This window comes from Pseudonocardia pini (assembly GCF_013870575.1).
GTDB classification, from domain to species: Bacteria; Actinomycetota; Actinomycetes; order Mycobacteriales; family Pseudonocardiaceae; genus Pseudonocardia; species Pseudonocardia pini.
Map to the genome: position 1 here is coordinate 1 of NZ_JACBXB010000595.1, position 3,552 is coordinate 3,552.

Annotated in this window: 2 protein-coding genes and 1 pseudogene; 1 reads left to right on the forward strand and 2 read right to left on the reverse strand. The window is 75.1% G+C overall.

The features are described from left to right. Positions 1 to 187 (forward strand): annotated as a pseudogene (locus H5J29_RS35400) (transcriptional regulator); the annotation flags it as partial. On the opposite strand, the gene H5J29_RS25440 reads toward H5J29_RS35400, so the two are convergent. Next, positions 177 to 1,082, reverse strand: coding sequence for an ABC transporter permease (locus tag H5J29_RS25440; protein WP_181783548.1), 906 nt, complete (start codon positions 1,080 to 1,082; stop codon positions 177 to 179). The pseudogene H5J29_RS35400 and the gene H5J29_RS25440 overlap by 11 nt on opposite strands. Further along, positions 1,079 to 3,552: ABC transporter ATP-binding protein (locus tag H5J29_RS25445; RefSeq protein ID WP_181783549.1), on the reverse strand; the 2,474-nt coding region annotated here is incomplete at its 5' end. The genes H5J29_RS25440 and H5J29_RS25445, both read right to left, overlap by 4 nt.

Consider the following 3,552-nt stretch of genomic DNA (forward strand, 5'->3'; position numbering starts at 1 on the left):
TCTGCTCGGGGACCGAGCCCACCTGGTGACCGTGCGCGCGGAGATGAGCAGGCTCCGCCGCACCCTCGGGGGTCTCCTCCTGGCCCGGCCCTACCGCATCGCCGACGACGTCCGCGTGGAGCTGGTCACCGGGACCTTCCTGGAGACCTCGACCGCGCCGGGCATCCGGGAGCTCCTCAGCTCGTGATGTCCTTGCGGTGGAAGCGCCAGGCCGCCGCCGCGAAGAAGACCGTGGCGAACAGGACGCTGCTGAACAGGCCCCGGGTCATGTCGCCCCAGTCCGGCGCCGAGCTCAAGAGCCCGGACCACGCGTTGGCGTAGTGGGTGGGCAGGTAGTTCCGCAGGTCCTCCAGCGCGGTGATCTGGTCGAGGATCTGCGACACGATGGACGCCATCACGGCCCCGCCGACCGCGCCGAGGGGCGCGTCGGTGCTCACCGAGAGCAGCGTGGCCAGCCCGGCCACCCACAACAGGTTCAGCGCCACGTACAGCCCGCCGAGGAGGACCCGGGCGACCGCGGTCCCGTAGGCCAGGGACTCGCCGGTGGGGCTCACGAGGTCGCCGGTGCCGTACGCGAGCGTGCCCACGACCAGCGCGACGACCGGCAGCAGCATCACCCCCACCAGCGACAGGAACCCGGCCACCAGGGCCTTCTGCCGAAGCAGCCGCGACCGCGGGACGGGAGCCGCCAGCAGGTAGCGCAGCGACGACCAGCTCGCCTCGGAGGCGATGGTGTCCCCGAAGAACAGCGCGACCACCACGACCAGCAGGAACCCGGCCGACGCGAAGAGGGCGAAGATCGCGAAGTTCGACCCGCTGCCCTGCGCCAGGTCGACGAGGCTGACCGACTGGCCCGTCTCGTCGTCGGAGCTCAGCGAGAAGGCGATCCAGAGGATCACCGGCAGCAGCGCGACCAGCCCGAACGTGACCTGCGTGCGGCGGCGCTTGAGCTGGCGCACCAGCTCGATCCGCAGCGGCAGGGTCCGCCCCGGCCGGTACGACGCGGCGGGGGACCCGTCCGCGGCCAGCAGCCCGACGTGCCCCTTCCGCGTCGAGACGTCCGAGTACTTCCGGTCACTCACGGTGCGGTGTCCTCTCCCACGAGCTGCAGGAACGCGTCCTCGAGGCGGCGCCGCGGGCCCGCGGACTCCACCGAGACCCCCGCGGCGACCAGGGCCTGCACCGCCGACGCGCGCGGGGTGCCGTTGAGCTCGGCGTGCACGAGCGTGCCCTCGGCCGCGACCTCCCGGACCCCGGTGAGCGCGGACAGCACCTCGACGGCCTTCGCGGGCTCGTCGACGCCGAAGCTCGCCGCCCCGCCGCCGGCGATGATCTCGTCGACGGTCCCGGTGGCGACCACCTTGCCGTGGTGCATGACCACGACGTGGCTGCAGGTCTGCTCGACCTCCGCCAGCAGGTGGCTGGAGACGAGCACGGTGCGCCCGCCCTCGGCGTAGCGCCGCAGCAGGTCCCGCATGGCGTGGATCTGGGGCGGGTCGAGCCCGTTGGTGGGTTCGTCGAGCACCAGGAGCTCCGGCAGGCCCAGCATCGCCTGGGCGATCGCGAGCCGCTGCCGCATGCCTTGGGAGTAGGTCCCGACGCGCCGGTGCACGGACTCGCCGAGCCCCGCGATCTCCAACGCCTCCTCGAGGTGCGCCTCCTCCGTCGGCCGGCCGGTCGCGGCCCAGTAGAGCCGCAGGTTGTCCGCCCCCGACAGGTGCGGGAGGAACCCGGGACCCTCCACGAACGCGCCGATCCGGGCCAGCACCGGGGCGCCCGGGCCGATCGGCTCGCCGAAGGCCCTGATGGTGCCCGCGGTGGGCGCGATCAGGCCCATCAGCATCCGCAGCACGGTGGTCTTGCCCGCCCCGTTCGGGCCCAGCAGGCCGAGCACCATGCCCTGCCGCACGGTGAACGAGACCTCCTTGACCGCGCTGAAGCCGCCCTTGTACGTCTTGGCGAGGCCGCTGATCTCCAGCGGCGGGGCGTCGGCCGCGCCCGCGGGCGGGACCTCGCGACGGCGCCGGAGCAGCCGGGCCACGAGCCAGGCCACCAGCGCGGCGGCCAGCACGATCGCGATGCCGACGAGCGGCCAGAGCGGCACCGTGTTCGCGGTGACCGACCGTCCGGGGACGACCGGGACACTGAGGTCCGTGCCCGAGGCCAGCCCCACCTGCCAGACCGCGGGCTCGGTGGGCGAGCCGTAGCCCTGGTCGGTGGTGCCCAGCGACACGACCAGCCGGTTCCCGGCCTCGATCGGCGCGACGACGCCGGGCAGCGTCACGCTGACCCGGGCGGACCCACCGTCCGCGGGGACGGCGATCCGGACCGGGGCCACGGCACTGCCCAGCAGGGCGCGCTGGCCGCCCGGGGAGTCCTCGAAGACCTTCGCGAACAGCACCGCCTCGGCGGGAGCGGGCTGGCCCGGCACCCGTGCGACGTCGACGGTGACGCGCGGAGCGCCCGCCACGACCGTCTGCGCAGGCATCGGCTCCGAGGAGAACACGGCGGACTGGCCGGGGAGGACCGCGGTGAAGGCACTGAGCCTGCTGCCCAGGCTGCCGAGCACGCCGCCGAACCCCGGGAGCGAGGTGATCGCGGCCGGGTTGCCCCCGGGCGGGTTCGCGACGACCTGGGGGTCGCCGGCGAGCGCCACGGACTCGGTGGCCACGGCCCCGCCGGTGAGCCCCGGGTAGCCGTCGGCGATCACCGAGCGGGTGGTGGGGGTGCTGTTCCCCGCCCGGATCCCGCTCTCGACCTCGTAGCGGAACGCGGTGCCAGGATCGGGACCCGTGCCGCGCAGGTGGAAGTCGAACCACTCGCCGATCCGGTCCCGGACGGCCTGGTCGGGGGCACCGCCGTCGTGCCCGCCCGCGAACCAGTCCACCTGCACCGGGGTGCCGTTCGCGGCGATCTGGCGGGCGTTCGCGTCCGCCTGGTCGAGGCCGAACAGGGTGTCCTGCTCGCCCTGGACCAGCAGCGTCGGCGCGGTGATCCGGTCGGTGACCGAGGCGGGCGAGGACCGGGCGAGGAGGGCCTGCGTCGTGGGGGAGAGGCTGCCGGTGGTGGCGGCGTCGGTGTAGGCCGCGCAGACCTCGGCGGTGAAGCGGCCGCAGGTCACCGGGAGGGCGCCGGGCCCGCCTGCCACCGGAGCCCCGGGCGTCGGGTCCGCCCCGGCCGGGCCACCCGCAGTCGCGCCGTTCGCGGGCGCACCCCCCGCCGAGCCCGCCGCCGCCGGCGCGCCCGCCGAGTCGTCCGCTCCGCCCGCCCCGCCCGCGCCGGGCCCCGCGGAGCCGACGGAGAACAGGATCCCCGCCCAGCCCTTCTTGAACACCCCGTCGCCCGCGAAGGCGCCGTGCGCGGGGGTGTCCTCCGGCAGCGGGCCGGTGGCGGCGGCGTTGGGGAACAGGGCCTGGTTGAGGTCGTTCCAGGTGATGACCGGGGCGATCGAGTCGACCCGCCGGTCGTAGCCCGCGAGCAGCAGCGAGAGCCCGCCGCCGTACGAGGCCCCGGTGACCCCGACCCGCGGGTCACCGGGCCCGTCCTGCTGCA